A 17,567-nucleotide genomic window follows, 5' to 3' on the forward strand; every position below is an offset into this window, starting at 1 on the left:
GGTCGCGGGTCGGTGCGACAAGGCGAAGCAGTCTATCGGGACGCCCCCCACCGCGCAAACGGGCGTTGCGCCGCAGCCGGATCGCGGGCCGACGAGCGCGAGCAAAGACATTTCAGACACGGATGAACACGGATATCCACGGATGGACACGGATTTCATTTCTCCTTGATCCCGTTGATCCGTGAGCCGGCGCAGCCGGCATCCGTGTTCATCCGTGTCAAAATCCCTTTCCCAACATTGTTTTCTCAACCGGACGGCCCGCGCGCCTCGGCCATTGGACCACCGAATGCGCTGCATGTGCGCTGCGGGGTTGACCGGACGCGCGTGCGCGGCCACGTTCCAACCTCTCCGATCGAATGGTGGAACGGGTGGCCGGGCGTGGCGGGTGAAGCGGTCTGGGTCGAATCGCGGTACGGCGACGGCGTGTGGAGCATCGGCCCCGCCGGGCGCTGGACGCTGGAGTCCGCCGGGCCGGCGGCCGAGGCGCTGAAGGCCCTGCGGCCGGAACGCTCCGGCGGGCCGGTGCGGCTCGACCTCGGCCGGCTCGACGCGCTCGACACGGTGGGAGCCTATCTGCTGGCCCGGCTCGCCGACCGGCTGGCGGCGGAGGGCCACGCCGTCGCCGTCGAGGGCGTGCGGCCCGAGCACGCCGCCCTGTTCGACGCGGTGCGCGAGGCGGGCCAGGCTCCCGCCCAGCCCCACGGCGCGGCCCACCACCCGATCATCGACATGGTCGTCCGCACCGGCCGCACCACCATCGAGGCGGTGCGCGAGGCGGGGAACCTGATCTCCTTCCTTGGGCTCGTCACCATCACCTTCGCGCGCCTGCTGCTGAAGCCGTCGCGGCTGCGCCTGACCTCGGTGATGTTCCACATCGAGCAGACCGGGCTGAACGCGCTGCCGATCCTCGGGCTGCTGTCCTTCCTGATCGGCGTCGTGCTGGCCTTCCAGGGCGCCGACCAGCTCAAGCGCTTCGGCGCCGAGCTGTACGTCGTCAACCTGCTGGGCATCTCGGTGCTGCGCGAGATCGGCGTGCTGATGACGGCGATCATCGTCGCCGGCCGCTCCGGCTCGGCCTTCACCGCGCAGATCGGCACCATGAAGGTCAACCAGGAGGTCGACGCCATCGGCACCATGGGGCTCGACCCGATCGAGCTGCTGGTGGTGCCGCGCGCGCTGGCGCTGATGGTCACGCTGCCGCTGCTGGTCTTCTACGCCGACGTCATGGGGCTGTTCGGCGGGGCGGTGATGAGCTACGCGACGCTCGACATCACCTTCGGCCAGTTCATCCGCCAGCTCCACACGGCGGTCGGCATCAACACGGTGCTGGCCGGGCTGATCAAGGCGCCGGTCTTCGCGCTGGTCATCGCCATCGTCGGCTGCTACGAGGGCATGAAGGTGTCCGGCAGCGCCGAGAGCGTCGGCACCCTGACCACCAAGGCGGTGGTCGAGGGCATCTTCCTGGTGATCGTCATCGACGCGGTGTTCTCCGTGCTGTTCTCCATGCTGGGGGTGTGATGGCCGACGCAATCCCCCTTTCCCCGGCCCTTCCATCGACCACCCGGCCGGTCCTCCAGCCGGTCATCCGCGTGCGCGGCCTCGTCACCCGCTTCGGGCCGCAGACCGTCCATGACGGGCTCGACCTCGACGTGCGGGCCGGCGAGGTGCTGGGCGTCGTCGGCGGCTCCGGCACCGGCAAGTCGGTGCTGCTGAAGGAGATCATCGGGCTGATCCGACCCGCCGCCGGCACCATCGAACTGCTCGGCCACGACACCGCCGACCTGTCCCAGCGCGAACGGACGGCGTTGCAGGCGCGCACCGGCGTGCTGTTCCAGAACGGCGCGCTGTTCAGCTCCATGACCGTCGCCGAGAACGTCATGCTGCCGCTGAAGGAGCACACCGACCTGCCGCCCCCCCTGATCGCCGAGATCGCGCGTGTGAAGATCGCCATGGCCGGGCTGCCGCCCGACGCCGGGGCCAAGCACCCGTCGCAGCTTTCCGGCGGCATGGTCAAGCGCGCCGGCCTGGCCCGCGCGCTGGCGCTCGACCCCGCCATCCTGTTCCTCGACGAGCCGACCGCCGGGCTCGACCCGATCGGCGCCGCCGCCTTCGACAGCCTGATCCGCGGCTTGCAGCGCAGCCTGGGGCTGACCGTCTTCATGGTGACGCACGACCTCGACAGCCTGACGACGATCTGCGACCGCATCGCGGTGCTGATCGACAGGAAAATCCGGGTGGGCACGCTGGAGGAGCATCTGGCCGACCCGCACCCCTGGATCCACGACTATTTTCACGGACCGCGCGGCCGCGCCGCGCGCCATGCGGAGGACTGAGGGCAAGCGATGGAAACGCGCGCCAGCTACATCCTGGTCGGCAGCTTCGTGCTGTCGCTGCTCGCCGGCCTGCTGGTCTTCACCGTCTGGATCGCCAAGGTCCAGCTGGAGGAGTCCCGGCAGCCCTACCGCATCTACTTCACCGGCTCCGTCACCGGCCTCCAGCAGGGCAGCCCGGTGCGCTACCGGGGCGTCCCGGTCGGCACGGTGGGCGACATCCGGCTCGATCCCGACAACGTGACGCGGGTGCGCGTGACCATCCTGGTTCAGAACGGCACGCCGATCATGTCGGATTCCATCGCCTCGCTGGAGGTGCAGGGCATCACCGGCGGCGCCTACGTGCAGATCTCGGGCGGCACGGTGGAGGCGGACCGGCTGACGGCGACCGACCGCGACGGCATCCCGGTGATCCCGTCGCGCACCTCCTCGCTGACCGCCGTGGTCGACACCGCCCCGCAGCTGCTCAACCGGGCGCTGGAGGTCATCACCCGGCTGGGCGAGCTGATGAACGGCGACAACCAGAAGGCCATCGGCGAGATCCTCGGCAACGTCCGCGACATCAGCGCCGACCTCGCCCGCGCCACCGCCGGGCTGGAGGGGACGATGGCGCAGGCGCAGACGACCCTGAAGGGCTTCGAGAGCGTCGGCCCGCAGCTCGACCGCACGCTGGCGCAGGCGCAGGGCACGCTGGCGACCGTCAACGGCAGCGCCAGGCAGCTCACCGGCGACAGCCGCGAGCTGATCCAGTCGCTGAGGAAGACGTCGGGCGAGCTGGCCGCCCTGCTCGCCGAGAACCGGCAGCCCGTGCGCGACTTCGCAACCACGGGGCTGTATGACTTGAGCCTGCTGATCTCCCAGCTTCGCGACCTGTCGGGTCAGCTGTCGCGGGTGGTGACGCGGATTGAAAACGACCCGTCGAACTTCCTGTTCGGCGGAACCCGGCAGGGCGTGGAGGTGCGTGGCAAATGAAGTGTCGGTTTCGCGCGGCGTCGGGCGCCGCCATCCTCGCCGCCCTGGTCGGCGTCGGCGCGCTGGGGCTGACGGGCTGCTCAACCCTGAACCCGACGGCGCCCAAGCTCTACACCCTGACCGCCCGCGCGCCGGCGGACGCCGCCCTGCCCAAGGCCGACTGGCAGCTGCTGGTCGAGGCGCCGGCCGCCGCCGCCGGCATCGACACGCCGCGCATCGCGCTGGCCCGGACGCCGACCACGCTCGACTATTTCGCCGACGTCTCCTGGGCCGACCGGGCGCCGCTGATGGTGCAGGGGCTGATCGTCCAGTCCTTCGAGGACAGCGGGCGCATCGTCTCGGTCGGGCGCGACACGGTGGGGCTGCGCTCCGACTTCGTGCTGAAATCCGAGCTGCGCGACTTCCAGGCGGAATACTCCACGCCCGGCGCAGCCACCCCCGACCGCGTGCATGTCCGCCTGTCGGCCAAGCTGGTCGCCATGCCGCGCCGGACCATCGAGGCCGGCGAGACCTTCGAGGCGACGGTGGCGGTGCGCGGCCGCGACTTCACCGACGTGATCGCCGCCTTCGACGAGGCGCTGGGGCAGGTCAGCGGCGCGCTGGTCGGCTGGGCGCTGCGCAGCGGCCTGCGCGCGGGCTCGTGACCCGCGCGCGGCGAAGCCCGTGATGATTCGTCCGGGATCCTTCGAAGCCGCAGGAAAAATCTTGCCAGCGGGCGATATCCGCGTACGTAATAGGGTTGTTTGGCGCACCGGCGGATAGGGCGATGACGGAGCTTGCGGAACTCCCCCGCGAGGCGTTGGAGGCGATGGCCGAGGCCGGACGCGAGGTCCGGCTGTGCCAGCGCGTCCTGGCCAAGACCGGCGACACCGTGGTCGGCGAGCTGCTGCGCGGCCACGGCACGCTGTACGAGTGGCGGCATTACCCGCCGGGCGACGTCTACGACGCGGAATACCACGCGCAGTACTATTACCACTGCCACCCGGAGGGCGAGCGTCCGACCGGCGAGCATGGGCATTTCCACACCTTCCTGCGGCCGCACGGCATGCCGTCGGGGGTGAGGCCCGCCCCCCTGCCCGACTTCGCGCCGCCGGACAGCGACAACGACGCGCTGTCGCACCTGATCGGCATCGCCATGGACGTCGCCGGCCAGCCGGTGCGGCTGTTCACCACCAACCGCTGGGTGACCGGCGAGACCTGGTACGGCTCCGCCGACGTGGTGTCCATGCTGGACGGCTTCGTGGTCGACCACGCCCGCCCGTCCTGGCCGACGAACCGCTGGATCAGCGCCCTGCTCCAGCTTTTCCGCCCGCAGATCGTCGATCTGCTGCACCAGCGCGACCGGGCGATCGCCCGCTGGGCGGAGGACCATCCCGACAGCTACGTCTACGAGGACCGGGGGCTGGAGGTCGCCTCCCAGTGCTTCATCCTGGTCGAGGAACAGATCGCCGAGGTGGAACGGCTGCTGCGCGGCAGCCGGCGGCGGCGCTCGATCCTCCCCGAACCACCGAGCTTCGTCGAGATCTCCTGAGGCGCTGGCGGCCCCTCGCCCACTTCCTCAGGCGTCGAAACGGACCGGGCCGCCGCTGTCGGTCGCTTCCCGCACCGCCAGGGTGGCGCGGAGCGTCTCGGTGGCGTCGGCCCCGCCGACCAGCGGTTCCTCCTCGCCGCGGATGACGCGGGCGAAATGGTCGAGCTGCCGGACATAGGGGTTGGCCGGCCGCAGCGGCAGCGCCGTGCGGGTGAAGGGGTCGAGCCAGCCGCGCCCGCCCTCGTAGCGCCACAGCTCCAGCGTCGGCACCGCCAGCGACCCGTCGGTGCCCGAGAAGAAATGCGTCGGCACGCTCTGGCGGGCGAATTGCGGGCTCTCGCCGGTGGTCATGTCCCAGCTCCAGGGCGTCGCGGCGGCGTCGGACAGGCTGATGGTGGCGAGCGCCCCGTTGCGCAGCCGCAGCACCACGGCGGCGGTGTCCTCCACTGGAAAGCCTCGGGTCTTGCTGGAACGCATGGCCTGGAGGCTTTCGATGCCGCCGCACAGGAAGCGCAGCGTGTCGATCTCGTGGATCAGGTTGATCAGGATCGGCCCGCCGCCCTCCTGCTTCCGCCACGCGACGTCGAAATAGCCGTCCGGCTTCAGGAAGGTGTAGAGGATCGTCGCCGACACCAGCGCGCCGAGGTCGCCGCGCCCGATCACCTCGCGCGCCGTTTGCAGGATCGGGTTGTGGCGGCGGTGGTGGCCGACCAGCAGCGGCACGCCCGCCCGTTCCGCGGCCGCCGTCAGCCTTTGCGCGTCCTCCACCGTGTCGGCGATCGGCTTCTCGATCAGCACCGGGATGCCGCGCTCGACGCAGGCGAGGCCGATCGGCACATGAGTGGCGTTGGGCGTGGCGACGATCACGCCGTCCGGCCGCCCGTCCTCCAGCAGCGCCCGGTAGTCGGCGTGATGGGAAACCCCGTGGCGGGCGGCGAGGGCGCCGGCCTCCGCGCCCGGGTCGGCGATGGCGGCCAGCCGGGCGTCCGGCAGTTGGGCCAGGGCGTCGATGTGCGTCTTGCCGATGACGCCGGCGCCGATGACGGCGATGCGCAGTGGGGACATGGCGGGGGATTCCGGGTTTTCGAGGGGTGGATACGGAAGAGGACGCCGGGCGGCTCTGAGCACCGCCGGCTGGGCACCGCCGGCTGGCCGCCGCCGGTATTGACAGCATACATAATATCAGTCTACATACTGATAGCATTCTGTCAATATCATCGGCGGAACGCACAATCTGCCAGGCGAAGGAGACGGGATGGCGCCGCGCCTTTCCAGCGTTGATAAGGGAGGACGGCGCCGGTCGCGCGGGTTGCGCTATCGTCATTCACCCGCGCGGGGGTATCACCGCTTCACGAACAAGCCCGGCAGGTGCAGTCATGGCCATGGATGACCTCTACGCGAAACCCGGACATCTTCTCCGCCGGGCCCAACAGATATCGACGGCGCTGTTCACGGAGGAATGCGCCGTCCACGACCTGACCTCCGTGCAGTACGCCGCCCTCGTCGCCATCGACGAGAATCCCGGCGTCGACGCCACCCGGCTGTCGGGGCTGATCGCCTTCGACCGCTCGACGCTGGGCGGGGTCATCGAACGGCTGGAGGCGAAGGATCTGATCCACCGCCGCCCCAGCCCGGAGGACAAGCGCATCAAGCTGCTCTACCTGTCGCCGGCCGGGCGCGACCTGCTGGTCGCCGTCACCCCGGCGGTCGAGCGGGTGCAGGAACGCATCCTGGAACCGCTGCGCCCGGCCGACCGCAAGACACTGATCCAGCTCATGATCCAGCTGGTCAACCTGCACAACGACACGCTGCCGTCGTCGCTGCGGCTGGTCGTCGACCGCGAGGCGGCGGCGGAACCGGCCGGGGCGGCGGAGGGCGGGCACCCCGACACCACAACGAACACCAAACGCGGCAAGGCCGCGGCCGGTCGGAAGGTCAAGCCACGGTAAGGGGCCCTGACGACCGCGCGGGAGGGAACGGAGACACAAGGAATGGCACAGGAAACCGCGTGGGACGCCGAAGTCGATCTCCTGGTCGCCGGCGCCGGGCCGGGCGGCATGGCCGCCGCCCTGGTCGGCGCCATGGAGGGGCTCGACGTGATGGTCTGCGAGAAGTCCGGGCAGATCGGCGGCACCGCCGCCACCTCGGCCGGGACGCTGTGGATCCCCGGCAACACGCAGAGCCGGCGCGCCGGCTACGACGACAGCCCCGAAAAGGCCGAAACCTACATGGACGCGCTGGTCGGCGGCGCCCCCGGCGAAAGCCGGGGCCGCGACCTGCGCGGCGTCTATCTGGCGACCGGCCCGACCGCCATCGACTATTACGACACGAAGACCGACGTCACCTTCCTGGCCTGCGGCCGCCACCCGGACTACAAGCCGAACATGGCGGGCGCCGCCATCACCGGGAGGGCCATCGTGCCGGCTCCCTTCGACGGCCGGCTGCTCGGCGAGGATTTCCGGCTGGTCCGCCCGCCGATCGGCGAGTTCATGATCTTCGGCGGCATGATGGTCGGCAAGGACGACATCCCCCGCCTGATCGGCCGCTTCCGGTCGGTGGCGAACTTCGCCCACGCGGCCAGGCTGCTCCTGCGCTACCTGTCCGACCGGGTGAAGCACCCGCGCGGCACGCGGATCGTCATGGGCAACGCGCTGGTCGCCCGCCTGTTCTACAGCCTGCGCAAGCGCAAGGTGCCGGTCCGCCTCGACACCGCGATCCGCGCGATCCTGCGCGAGGACGGCCGGGCGGACGGCCGCGTCGTCGGCGCCGTGCTGGACAGCGCCGGCCGGACGCTGCGGGTGCGCGCCCGCAAGGGGGTGGTGCTGGCGACCGGCGGCTTCGCCCACAACAAGGAGTTCCGCAGCGCCTTCATGCCGCAGCCGACGCCCGTCCATTCGCTGGCCTGCGACAGCGACACCGGCGACGGGCTGACGCTGGCGCGCGGCATCGGCGCCCGGATCGACGGCGAGGGGCACCGGGGCGGCGCCTTCTGGACGCCGGTGTCGGTGACGCGCAAGGCGGCGGGGTGGAAGGGGCTGTTCCCGCACCTGTCGCTCGACCGCGCCAAGCCCGGCCTGATCGCGGTGAACGCCGCCGGGCGGCGCTTCGTGAACGAGGGCGCCTCCTACCACGACTTCGTCGAGGCGATGTTCGAATCGCACCGCACGGTGCCGACCATGCCGGCGTGGCTGGTCTGCGACGCCGCCTTCGTCGCCAAGTACGGGCTGGGCGTCGTCCATCCCGGCACGACCAACCTGAAGCCCCACGAGGCGAGCGGCTACCTGACCACCGCCCCGACGCTGGAGGAATTGGCACGCAAGATCGGCGTCGACGCGGCCGGTCTGGCGGACAGCGTGCGGCGGCACAACGGCTTCGCGCTGACCGGCAGCGACCTGGATTTCGGCAAGGGCGACACCGAGTTGAACCGCTTCAACGGCGACCCGGGCCACGGCCCCAACCCCTGCCTGAAGCCGATCGAGACCGCCCCCTTCGTCGCCGTCGCCGTCTGGCCGGCGGAGATCGCGTGCAGCGCCGGGCTGGCGACCGACGTCGACGGGCAGGTCCTCGACGAGAACGGGCGGGTGATCGGCGGCCTCTACGCCTGCGGCAACGACATGGCGTCGGTCATGGCCGGCACCTATCCGGGGCCGGGCACCACGCTGGGGCCGGCGCTGGTCTTCGCCTACCGCGTGGCGATGCACGCGGCGGGCCGGAGCGACGCGGCCGGCGGGCTGGGCGCCGGCCGGGACGCCGGGGCGGAGCGGGCGGCGGCGGCGCGCTGACCGGCGGGGCCGTCCCCATCGTCACACGCCGCCCTCCGGCCCCCTCCCCGCGCGGAAGGGGCCGGAGGGCGCGCCCCGAGAACGGGCTTGCCGAAGCCGCCGTCCCTTCCCAATCTGTCATGATGGGCTCCGTTCGTGTACGGGCGCCCGACCGATGGGAAGGACAGGTGTGCGGTGATCATCGAAAGCGACCTCAAGCTCGACTTCAAGGATGTGCTGATCCGGCCGAAACGCAGCACGCTGCAAAGCCGCAACGACGTGAACGTCAACCGGACCTTCACCTTCCTGCACAACCAGCGCGACTGGACCGGCTTTCCGCTGATCGCCGCCAACATGGACGTCGTCGGCACCATGGCGGTGGCCCGCGCGCTGTCGCGCTTCGGCGCCATGACGGCGCTGCACAAGCATTACCGGGCCGAGGACCTGATCGCCTTCTTCCAGGAACCCGACACCGGCAACGTCTTCTATTCGCTGGGCACCACCGAGGCCGACCACGACAAGTTCCAGGCGGTGAAGGCCAAGGCGCCGGTCGGCAAGATCTGCCTGGACGTCGCCAACGGCTACACCGAGCGCTTCGTCGAGGTCATCGGCCGCATGCGCGACGAGAATCCGGACATCGTCATCATGGCCGGCAACGTCGTCACCGGCGACATGACCGAGGCGCTGCTGCTGGCCGGCGCCGACATCGTCAAGGTCGGCATCGGGCCGGGCTCGGTCTGCACCACCCGCAAGATGACCGGCGTCGGCTACCCCCAGCTTTCCGCCATCATCGAATGCGCCGACGCCGCCCATGGGCTGAAGGGGCAGGTCTGCGGCGACGGCGGCTGCACGGTGCCGGGCGACATCTCCAAGGCCTATGGGGCGGGGGCCGACTTCGTGATGCTCGGCGGCATGCTCGCCGGCCATGACGAGTGCGAGGGCGAGGTCCGCTTCGAGGAGCGCGACGGCCAGCGCGTGCCGGTCGCCATGACCTTCTACGGCATGTCGTCGGACACCGCGATGAACAAGTACGCCGGCGGAGTCGCCTCCTACCGCGCGTCGGAGGGCAAGACGGTCGAGGTCCCCTATCGCGGGCCCATCGAGGGCACGATGCAGGAGATCATGGGCGGCGTGCGCAGCATGATGACCTACATCGGCGCCACCAAGCTGAAGGAGGTGCCCAAGCGGACCACCTTCGTGCGCGTCAGCGCCCAGTTGAACAACATCTTCGGCGGCTGACGCCCCGCCCGATCCGGGACGGCGCGGAACGGGGTTGGCGGACGGGGTTCGCGGCCGGCGGACCCCGTTTCGTTTTTTCCGCCGGAACCCGGCGATGCGGCCCAGATCGAGCTTGACCCGCGCCCCGCCGAGCGGCTATGTCTCGGCGCCCCGATGGAAGGGTGGCCGAGTGGTTAAAGGCAGCAGACTGTAAATCTGCCCGCGTAAGCGTACACTGGTTCAAATCCAGTCCCTTCCACCATCAGCGCAAGCGCCGGGCCGCCGGATCCCAATCCTGTCCGGCCGCCCATGCCCCGGCGCATCGCGCCCGCCCTTCACGCCGCACAACATCCCCGCCATCGCGTCGGCGGCCGTTCCGCGCCCGCGATGTCCGCCCCTCCCTCCACGCGGCCGAACGAATCCCTTGACGGGCTCCTGCCCACCACCTACCATATCTAGCGTCATGGTTCCCTTCATCATCAAGATGCGGGGCTAAGAGGGAAGCCGGAGAATCGCGTCACGGCGCGTTTCCAGCCGGCGCTGCCCCCGCAACTGTGAGCGGAGAGCGGTTTCGTCGTTTCAGCGTCACTGGTGCCGGCCTCGCCTTTGCCGAGCCGCACCGGGAAGGCCGGGCGAAGCCGCCGTGACCCGCGAGCCAGGAGACCTGCCATGACCGAATGAACGTCCACGGGCGGGGTGTCCGGTGGTGCGCTTGCCCGTCCGCGCGGCGTTTCCGCCCGCGCCCGCCGCAAGTCGTGCTCCCGCGTCATCCGCCGCACAAGACCAAGGGATCACGGATGCCGGCGCTCGCTCAAGACCTCGCCCAGGATTTCGCCGCCCAGGAGTTTGCTCGGGACGTCTCCGCCCAGGACATCTCCGCCCAGGACATTTCCAACGGCTTCGACCGTCACGGGAACCTGCTGCCGCGAACCCGGCGCGCGCCCGAGCGGACCGGCGGCCGCGCCCCGGCGGAGCGCTGGACGCCGCCCTCCCCCTCCGCCATCCGCATCGACCGCGGCCGCGACGCCCTGCTGACCGGCTTCGGCAAGGCGACGCTGGACGACCGCTACCTGCTGCCGGGCGAGGGCTACCAGGATCTGTTCGCCCGGGTATCCGCCGCCTACGCCGACGATTCCGCGCACGCCCAGCGGATCTACGACGCCATCTCCCGCCTGTGGTTCATGCCGGCGACCCCGGTGCTGAGCAACGGCGGCACCACGCGCGGCCTGCCGATCTCCTGCTTCCTCAACGCCGTGCCCGATTCGCTCGACGGCATCGTCGATGTCTGGAACGAGAACGTCCGGCTGGCGTCGAACGGCGGCGGCATCGGCACCTATTGGGGCGGGGTGCGCTCCATCGGCGAATCGGTGAAGGGCAACGGCAGCACGTCCGGGATCATCCCCTTCATCCGGGTGATGGACAGCCTGACGCTGGCGATCAGCCAGGGCTCGCTGCGGCGCGGCTCGGCCGCCGTCTATCTTGACATCCACCATCCGGAGATCGAGGAGTTCCTGGAGATCCGCAAGGCGTCCGGCGACTTCAACCGCAAGAGCCTGAACCTGCACCACGCCGTCGTCCTCACCGACGCCTTCATGGAGGCGGTGCGCGAGGACACGCCCTTCCCGCTGGTCAGCCCGAAGACCGGCGCGGTGCTGAAGCACGCCAACGCCCGCCAGGTCTGGCAGAAGATCCTGGAGGCCCGCATGCAGACCGGCGAGCCCTACCTGCTGTTCGGCGACACGGTCAACCGGGCGCTGCCCAAGCACCAGCGCGACCTCGGCCTGCGCGTCACCACCTCCAACCTGTGCAGCGAGATCACGCTGGCGACCGGCAGGGACCATCTCGGCAACGAGCGCACGGCGGTCTGCTGCCTCGCCTCGATGAACCTGGAGACCTGGGACGAGTGGAACCGCGAGGAGGGTCTCGTCGAGGACGTGCTGCGCTTCCTCGACAACGTGCTGACCCGCTTCATCGAGGACGCGCCGGAGGGGATGGAGAAGGCCGTCTATTCGGCGATGCGCGAGCGCTCGGTGGGGCTGGGGGTGATGGGCTTCCACTCCTTCCTCCAGGCGCGCGGCGTGCCCTTCGAGAGCGCGATGGCCAAGGCCTGGAACCTGCGCTTCTTCCGCAAGCTGCGCCGCGACGCCGACGCCGCCTCGGTCGCGCTGGCCCACGAGCGCGGCCCCTGCCCGGACGCCGCCGAGCGCAACATGATGGTGCGCTTCAGCCACAAGCTGGCGATCGCGCCGACCGCCTCGATCAGCATCATCTGCGGCGGCGCCAGCGCCTGCATCGAGCCGATCCCGGCCAACATCTACACCCACAAGACGCTGTCCGGCTCGATGTCGGTGCGCAACCCGCATCTGGAACGGCTGCTGGCCGCCAAGGGCGCCGACCGGCCCGACGTGTGGCAGTCGATCATCGAGCATGAGGGCTCGGTCCAGCATCTCGATGTCCTGAGCGACGACGAGAAGGCGGTCTTCCGCACCGCCTTCGAGATCGACCAGCGCTGGATCATCGAGTTCGCCGCCGACCGCACGCCCTTCGTCTGCCAGAGCCAGTCGATCAACCTCTATCTGCCGGGCGACATCGACAAGTGGGACCTGCACATGCTGCACTGGACCGCCTGGGAGAAGGGCTTGAAGAGCCTCTACTACTGCCGCTCCAAGTCGGTGCAGCGCGCCGCCTTCGCCGGCAAGGACAAGGCGGCCGGCAAGACGGAGGCGATGCAGGCGCCGCGCACCGACTACGAGGAATGCCTCGCCTGCCAGTGAGCCGCCTCCCCCGCATCGTCACCATGGACCCGTCATGACCTCGCTTCTCCACCTCGATCCCATGAGCCTGATCGGCACCGGCCGCGTCGGGCTGCTCCAGGGCTCCGCCGCCTACAACGTCGACCGCTACCCCTGGGCCTACGCCTACTGGAAGAAGCAGCAGCAGGTCCATTGGATGGGCGAGGAGGTGCCGCTCGGCGAGGACATCAAGGACTGGACCTCCGACCGCGTCACCGAGGGCGAGCGCAACCTGCTGACCCAGATCTTCCGCTTCTTCACCCAGAGCGACGTCGAGGTCAGCGACAACTACCTCAAGCGCTACATGCCGATCTTCCAGCCGCTGGAGATCCAGATGATGATGGCCGCCTTCACCAACATGGAGACGGTGCACATCGACGCCTACGCCCTGCTGCTGACCACCATCGGCATGCCGCAGACCGAGTTCGCCGCCTTCCGCGATTATTCGGAGATGCGCGACAAGGCCGACTACATGCACAGCTTCGGGGTCGGCACGGTGGCCGACGTGTCGCGCACGCTGGCGATGTTCGGCGCCTTCACCGAGGGCATGGCCCTGTTCGCCAGCTTCGCCATGCTGCTGAACTTCCCGCGCCACAACAAGATGAAGGGGATGGGGCAGATCGTCACCTGGTCGGTGCGCGACGAGAGCCTGCATTGCGAGGGCATCATCCGGCTGTTCCACGAATGGAACCGCGAGACCGGCGCGATGACGCCCGCCGTGCGCGACGACATCCTCGACGTCTGCCGCACCATGGTGGGGCTGGAGGAACGCTTCATCGAGCTGGCCTTCGCGCTGGGGCCGGTGGCCGGCATGACGCCGGAGGACATCCGCGCCTACGTCCACTACATCGCCGACTGGCGGCTGACGCAGCTGCGGCTGCCGACGCTGTACGGCTACTTCAAGGCGACCGACGGCGGCTACGAGCCGGTCAGGCCGCACCCGCTGCCCTGGCTGGTGGAGATCCTGAACGGGGTCGAGCACGCCAATTTCTTCGAGCAGCGCGCCACCGAATATTCCAAGGGCGCCACCCGCGGCCAGTGGGACGGGGCGGACGGCGTCTGGGCCGCCTTCGACCGGACACGCGCCGCCGGCGCCTGACGGCCCCGCCATCCGGAAACAGCCGGCTTGAAAGCCCGGCCCTTGCCTTGGCAGAGTGGGGGCGATGCCTCCAATCCGAAGGAACGATGGCCGTGAGCAGCGTGGGACGCACCCTGGGACTCGCCGTCGCGCCGGCTTCGCGCCCCGTCCTGCTTCTCGCCCTGGCCCTGCTCGCCCCGGCCCTGCTCGCCCTGGCCCTGCTCGGCTGGAGCGCCGGGCCATCCTGGGCGGGGCCGGACCCGGCGAAGCCGGAGCGGCGGGTCGCGCTGGTGCTGGGGAACAGCGGGTATCAGCACGCGCCGCGCCTGCCCAACCCGGTCAACGACGCCCGCGCCATCGCCGATTCCCTGCGGAGCGCCGGGTTCGAGCTGGTGGGGGGCGGCGCGCGTCTCGACCTCGACAGGGCCGGCACGGAGCGCGCCATCCGCGACTTCGGCGGCAAGCTGGCCGGGGCGGATGTCGGGCTGTTCTACTACGCCGGCCACGGCCTCCAGATGCGGGGCACCAACTATCTGCTGCCGGTGTCCGCCAACCTGACGAAGGAGGCGGATGTCCGCTACGAGCTCATCGACATCGAGATGGTGCTGGACGAGATGGCGCTGGCGGAAAGCCGCCTGAACATCGTCATCCTCGACGCCTGCCGCAACAACCCCTTCGGCGGGCGCGGGCTGCGGTCGGTGTCGCCGGGGCTGGCGCAGATGCAGGCGCCGGCCGGCACGATCATCGCCTACGCCACCCAGCCCGGCGCCGTGGCGGCCGACGGCCAGGGCTCCAACAGCCCCTACACCGAGGCGCTGGCGACGGCCCTGCTGAAGCCCGGCGAGACGGTGTTCGACGTCTTCAACGACGTCGGCCTCGCCGTGAAACGCACCACCGGCGGGGTGCAGCAGCCCTGGGTGTCCGCCTCGCCCATCGAGGGGCGCTTCTATTTCCTGGGGCCGACCACGGTCGTCACCCCGGCGCCCGCGCCGGCCGGGGCCGACAAGGAGGCGCTGTTCTGGGACAGCATCAAGGCCAGCAGCAACCGGAAGATGTTCGAGGCCTATCTGAAGCAGTTCCCCCAGGGCACCTTCGCGGCCATCGCCGAGGCGCGGATCGCCGAATTGGGCGGACAGGACGCCGCCGCCCCAATCGCTGCTCCGGTGGCCGCCGCCCCGATGGCCGCTGCCCCGGTGGCCGCCACACCGCCCGCCGAAACACCCGCTCCGGCGGCGGCGCAGACGGCCGCGCAGACGGCGGCGGCACGGACCCCGGCCCCCGCCCCGCCGCCGGCGCTCCCGGTCGATCCGGCCACGATCCCGCGCGTGAGCGCCAAGGCGCGCGCCGCGCTGGCGAACTACCCCACCCTGCCCTCGCCGAAGGCGCTGGCGATTTCCGAGCGCGGAGGCTACGCCTACTTCACCAACCGCGCCGGCGGCCGCACGGAGGAGGACGTCAAGCGCGCCGCCCTGCAATTCTGCCAGCATCAGGCCAAGGCCCCCTGCACCCTCTACGCGGTCGGCGACAGCGTGGTGCCGGCGTCCGGCAAGGAGTTCGTGCCGATGCCGGTCGAGATCGCCGGCAGCGGCGCCTTCGACCCGGCCCGCGTGCCCTTCGTCACCGACCGCACGCGCGAGGTCGGCATGGTCAACTACCAGCGCAACCCCGGCAACAAGGCGCTCGCCGTGACCCTGACCGGCCGCTGGGGGGCGGCGTGGAACCGCGGCAGCGCCAAGGACGCCCGCGCCGCCGCCCTGGAGAAGTGCGCGCAGCTGAGCGGCGACGAGGAGTGCATGCTCTACGCCGTGAACGATCGGATCGTCTTCGACGAGACCCAGACCGCCCTCGACGCGGAGCGGTGAGGGCGCCGCCCTCCCCGCCGCTTCGGCGGGCGCGGACGCGGGCCCGCCGCGCCCATCTGAATCTTATCGCTTGTGCTTGTTCCGTTCCCCTGCTTGGCTAGGCCCCGCCGTGTTTCGACCTCAGCGAGAGCCCCCATGGACGGAGCGGACGTCATCCGCGCCCACCTGCCGCTTCTGCCGGACACGCCCGGCGTCTACCGGATGCTGGGCGCCGACGGGTCGGTGCTGTATGTCGGCAAGGCGAAGAACCTGAAGCGCCGGGTGGCGAGCTACACCCGGACCGAGGGGCTGCCCAACCGCACCCGCCGCATGGTGGCGCAGACCCGCGCCATGGAGTTCGTCACCACCCCGACCGAGGCCGAGGCGCTGCTGCTGGAGGCGAACCTCATCCGCAGCCTGCTGCCGCCCTTCAACATCCGCATCAAGGACGACCGCTCCTTCTCCTACATCGTCATCGGGCGCGGCCACGACTTTCCCCGGCTGATGCACCAGCGCGGCGGCTCGGCCCGCAACGCGCGCGACGCCGACCGCTTCGGCCCCTACGCCTCGCCGCATCTGGTCGGCATGACCATCGCCACGCTCCAGCGCGCCTTCCTGCTGCGGACCTGCGACGACGGGGTGTTCGCCTCGCGCACGCGGCCCTGCCTGCAACATCAGATCAAGCGCTGCTCGGCGCCCTGCGTCGGCCGCGCCAGCGAGGAGGAATACGCCGCCCAGGTGCAGGGCGTGCGCGACGTGCTGGCCGGGCGCAGCGCCCAGGTGCAGGCGGTCTTCGCGGCCCACATGACCGACTGTTCCGACCGGCTGGAATACGAGGACGCCGCCCGCTGGCGCGACCGCATCCGCGCGCTGACCGCCCTGCAAAGCCGCCAGGACATCAACCTGGAGGGCGTCATCGACGAGGCCGACGTGCTGGCCCTGCATTCCGAGGCGGGGGTGGCCTGCGTCCAGGCCTTCTTCTTCCGCGGCGGGCGCAACCAGGGGACCCGCGCCTTCTTCCCCCGCCACGACCAGGAGGAGGACGCGGCCGACATCCTCGCCGCCTTCGCCGCCCAGCTCTACCAGGACACCCCGCCCCCGTCGCTGGTCCTGCTGAGCCACGACATCCCCGACCCGGATCTGCTGGCCGAGGCGCTGGGCGTGCGCGCCGGCCGCCGCGTCGCCGTGGAGACGCCGAAGCGCGGGCCGAAGCGGCGCACGGTCGAGCACGCGCTGACCAACGCCCGCGACGCCCACGGCCGCCGTCTGGCCGAACGCTCGACCCAGGCGACCCTGCTGGCCGGCGTCGCCAAGCTCTTCGGCCTGCCCGAGGCTCCCAACCGCGTCGAGATCTACGACACCTCGCACATCCAGGGCGCCTTCCCGGTCGGCGCCATGGTGGTCGCCGGGCTCGACGGTTTCCAGCGCAACGCCTACCGCCGTTTCCACATCCGCGACCCGGAGGCGGCGGGGAACGACTATGCCATGATGCAGGAGACCTTCTTCCGCCGCTTCGCGCGGGCGCGCAAGGACGATCCCGACCGCAAGGCCGGGCTGTGGCCGGACCTGATCCTCGTCGACGGCGGGCTCGGCCAGTTGAACGCGGTGCACGAGGTGTTGCAGACGCTGGGCATCGCCGAGCTGCCGCTGGCCGCCATCGCCAAGGGGCCGGACCGCAACGCCGGGCGCGAGCGCTTCTTCCTGCCCGGCCGCGAGCCTTTCGGCCTGCCGCCCAACGACCCGATCCTGCATTTCCTGCAACGGCTGCGCGACGAGGCCCACCGCACCGCCATCGACAGCCACCGGGCCCGGCGGACCAAGGCGATCACCCACAGCCGCATCGACGGCATCCCCGGCATCGGCCCGGCCCGCAAGAAGGCCCTGCTGCACCATTTCGGCAGCTCCGCCGCCGTGGCCTCGGCCGGACTCTCCGACCTGGAGGCCGCGCCGGGAATCAGCCACGCCGTGGCCCGCAGGCTGTACGAGCATTTCCACGGCTGAACGGCCGGCCCGGCCGCTGGCGCTGCGCGTGACGGCTAGGCTG

General features: G+C 70.6%; 13 protein-coding genes, 1 tRNA gene and 1 riboswitch. Of the genes, 13 read left to right on the plus strand and 1 reads right to left on the minus strand.

The genetic code is table 11. From position 1 onward, the window contains the following. Nucleotides 1–378 precede the first annotated feature (378 nt). From J2847_RS09510 to J2847_RS09530, 5 genes are all read left to right on the plus strand, one after another. Nucleotides 379–1,518, plus strand: coding sequence for an ABC transporter permease (locus tag J2847_RS09510; RefSeq protein ID WP_209778756.1), 1,140 nt, complete (start codon nucleotides 379–381; stop codon nucleotides 1,516–1,518). Then, nucleotides 1,518–2,333: an ABC transporter ATP-binding protein gene (locus J2847_RS09515; RefSeq protein WP_209778757.1), complete on the plus strand. Its 816-nt coding sequence runs from the start codon at nucleotides 1,518–1,520 to the stop codon at nucleotides 2,331–2,333. The genes J2847_RS09510 and J2847_RS09515 overlap by 1 nt, the downstream gene beginning before the upstream one ends. 9 nt (nucleotides 2,334–2,342) lie before the next feature. Further along, on the plus strand, nucleotides 2,343–3,302 hold the full coding sequence (locus J2847_RS09520) for an MlaD family protein (RefSeq protein WP_209778758.1): 960 nt from the start codon (nucleotides 2,343–2,345) through the stop codon (nucleotides 3,300–3,302). After that, nucleotides 3,299–3,946 carry an ABC-type transport auxiliary lipoprotein family protein gene (locus J2847_RS09525; protein ID WP_209778759.1) on the plus strand — a complete coding sequence of 216 codons (648 nt, stop codon included), beginning with the start codon at nucleotides 3,299–3,301 and terminating at the stop codon, nucleotides 3,944–3,946. Before J2847_RS09520 ends, J2847_RS09525 begins: the two co-directional genes overlap by 4 nt. Nucleotides 3,947–4,068: 122 nt before the next feature. Next, nucleotides 4,069–4,833 carry a DUF6969 family protein gene (locus tag J2847_RS09530; protein WP_209778760.1) on the plus strand — a complete coding sequence of 255 codons (765 nt, stop codon included), beginning with the start codon at nucleotides 4,069–4,071 and terminating at the stop codon, nucleotides 4,831–4,833. 27 nt (nucleotides 4,834–4,860) lie between these two features. Here J2847_RS09530 and J2847_RS09535 read toward each other — a convergent pair whose 3' ends face one another. After that, complete coding sequence (locus J2847_RS09535) at nucleotides 4,861–5,898, minus strand: Gfo/Idh/MocA family protein (protein ID WP_209778761.1); 1,038 nt, start codon at nucleotides 5,896–5,898, stop codon at nucleotides 4,861–4,863. 311 nt (nucleotides 5,899–6,209) lie between these two features. Here J2847_RS09535 and J2847_RS09540 point away from each other — a divergent pair, with 311 nt between their 5' ends. From J2847_RS09540 to uvrC, 8 genes are all read left to right on the plus strand, one after another. Continuing rightward, nucleotides 6,210–6,782: a MarR family winged helix-turn-helix transcriptional regulator gene (locus tag J2847_RS09540; protein ID WP_233474399.1), complete on the plus strand. Its 573-nt coding sequence runs from the start codon at nucleotides 6,210–6,212 to the stop codon at nucleotides 6,780–6,782. Nucleotides 6,783–6,824: 42 nt separating this feature from the next. Next, nucleotides 6,825–8,615, plus strand: coding sequence for an FAD-binding protein (locus J2847_RS09545; protein WP_209778762.1), 1,791 nt, complete (start codon nucleotides 6,825–6,827; stop codon nucleotides 8,613–8,615). A gap of 174 nt (nucleotides 8,616–8,789) precedes the next feature. Continuing rightward, a complete protein-coding gene (locus J2847_RS09550) occupies nucleotides 8,790–9,833 on the plus strand; it encodes a GMP reductase (protein ID WP_209778763.1) in 1,044 nt (347 codons plus the stop codon). Nucleotides 9,834–9,988: 155 nt separating this feature from the next. Beyond that, nucleotides 9,989–10,074 (plus strand) — tRNA-Tyr (locus J2847_RS09555). Nucleotides 10,075–10,259: 185 nt separating this feature from the next. Continuing rightward, a riboswitch (cobalamin riboswitch) is annotated at nucleotides 10,260–10,498 on the plus strand. 111 nt (nucleotides 10,499–10,609) lie between these two features. Next, complete coding sequence (locus tag J2847_RS09560; protein ID WP_209778764.1) at nucleotides 10,610–12,586, plus strand: ribonucleoside-diphosphate reductase subunit alpha; 1,977 nt, start codon at nucleotides 10,610–10,612, stop codon at nucleotides 12,584–12,586. Between the two features lie 34 nt (nucleotides 12,587–12,620). Then, on the plus strand, nucleotides 12,621–13,703 hold the full coding sequence (locus tag J2847_RS09565) for a ribonucleotide-diphosphate reductase subunit beta (protein WP_209778765.1): 1,083 nt from the start codon (nucleotides 12,621–12,623) through the stop codon (nucleotides 13,701–13,703). 86 nt (nucleotides 13,704–13,789) lie between these two features. Further along, complete coding sequence (locus tag J2847_RS09570) at nucleotides 13,790–15,544, plus strand: caspase family protein (RefSeq protein ID WP_209778766.1); 1,755 nt, start codon at nucleotides 13,790–13,792, stop codon at nucleotides 15,542–15,544. A gap of 135 nt (nucleotides 15,545–15,679) precedes the next feature. Continuing rightward, nucleotides 15,680–17,524, plus strand: a complete 1,845-nt coding sequence (gene uvrC / locus J2847_RS09575) for an excinuclease ABC subunit UvrC (RefSeq protein ID WP_209778767.1) — start codon at nucleotides 15,680–15,682, stop codon at nucleotides 17,522–17,524. Nucleotides 17,525–17,567: the final 43 nt, after the last annotated feature.

The sequence above is a fragment of the Azospirillum agricola genome (assembly GCF_017876095.1).
Classification (GTDB): Bacteria; Pseudomonadota; Alphaproteobacteria; order Azospirillales; family Azospirillaceae; genus Azospirillum; species Azospirillum agricola.

Coding starts and splice junctions, on each gene's coding strand:
- J2847_RS09525 (WP_209778759.1), top strand. CDS start 3,299: ATGAAGTGTCGGTTTCGCGCGGCGTCGGGCGCCGCCATCCTCGCCGCC.
- J2847_RS09540 (WP_233474399.1), top strand. CDS start 6,210: ATGGCCATGGATGACCTCTACGCGAAACCCGGACATCTTCTCCGCCGG.
- J2847_RS09565 (WP_209778765.1), top strand. CDS start 12,621: ATGACCTCGCTTCTCCACCTCGATCCCATGAGCCTGATCGGCACCGGC.
- J2847_RS09570 (WP_209778766.1), top strand. CDS start 13,790: ATGGCCGTGAGCAGCGTGGGACGCACCCTGGGACTCGCCGTCGCGCCG.
- J2847_RS09530 (WP_209778760.1), top strand. CDS start 4,069: ATGACGGAGCTTGCGGAACTCCCCCGCGAGGCGTTGGAGGCGATGGCC.
- J2847_RS09520 (WP_209778758.1), top strand. CDS start 2,343: ATGGAAACGCGCGCCAGCTACATCCTGGTCGGCAGCTTCGTGCTGTCG.
- uvrC (WP_209778767.1), top strand. CDS start 15,680: ATGGACGGAGCGGACGTCATCCGCGCCCACCTGCCGCTTCTGCCGGAC.
- J2847_RS09515 (WP_209778757.1), top strand. CDS start 1,518: ATGGCCGACGCAATCCCCCTTTCCCCGGCCCTTCCATCGACCACCCGG.
- J2847_RS09545 (WP_209778762.1), top strand. CDS start 6,825: ATGGCACAGGAAACCGCGTGGGACGCCGAAGTCGATCTCCTGGTCGCC.
- J2847_RS09560 (WP_209778764.1), top strand. CDS start 10,610: ATGCCGGCGCTCGCTCAAGACCTCGCCCAGGATTTCGCCGCCCAGGAG.
- J2847_RS09535 (WP_209778761.1), bottom strand. CDS start 5,898: ATGTCCCCACTGCGCATCGCCGTCATCGGCGCCGGCGTCATCGGCAAG.